The organism is Phytoactinopolyspora halophila, from assembly GCF_003287285.1.
Classification (GTDB): Bacteria; Actinomycetota; Actinomycetes; order Jiangellales; family Jiangellaceae; genus Phytoactinopolyspora_A; species Phytoactinopolyspora_A halophila.
The window spans coordinates 1-596 of record NZ_QMIG01000078.1 but is presented as its reverse complement, the minus strand read 5'-3'; the positions used below and the strand labels follow the sequence as shown (position 1 = coordinate 596).

1 protein-coding gene is annotated in these 596 nt (G+C 66.4%); it reads right to left on the bottom strand.

What is annotated here, in order from left to right; translation table 11 throughout:
• Positions 1–596, bottom strand: a 596-nt coding sequence (locus tag DPM12_RS22715; protein WP_112260608.1) for an IS30 family transposase, incomplete at both ends; no start/stop codon positions are given.

Here is a 596-nt window from a genome sequence, read left to right as displayed (position 1 = left end):
GGCCTGGGTGAGGGTGCGAAAGTCGGTGCTGCTTTTGGGGTAGTAGTCGCGTAGTAGCCGGTTGGTGTTTTCGTTGCTGCCGCGTTGCCATGGGCTGTGGGGGTCGCAGAAGTAGACTTCGATGTGGGTGGCCAGGGAGAATGTGGCGTGTGCGGCCATTTCTGAGCCTTGGTCCCAGGTCAGTGTGCGGCGCAGTGAGGCCGGCAGGGTACGCATTGCCGCGCTGAGCTGGGCGGCAACGAGCTCGCTGACTTTCCCGTTCGGTAGCGCGACCAGCTGCACGTAGCGGCTGGAGCGTTCGACCAGGGTCGCGATCACGGAGTGGTTACCGGCACCGGTGATCAGGTCACCCTCCCAGTGCCCCGGCACCGCTCGGTCCTCGGCCTCGGCCGGGCGGGCGCTGATGTGCAGATCCACCCAGGGCCGGGCCGAGCGCAACGCCCCGGCCGTTTCTGATCGCGCCGTGCGGCGGGTCCGGCCGGTGCGCAGCGCCTTCTGATGCTTCAACGCGACGCGAAGGTTTCCCCGGGCCTGCAGATACACCGCGTGATAGATCGTCTCGTGCGACACTTGCATCCCCGCATCACCGTGGTGTT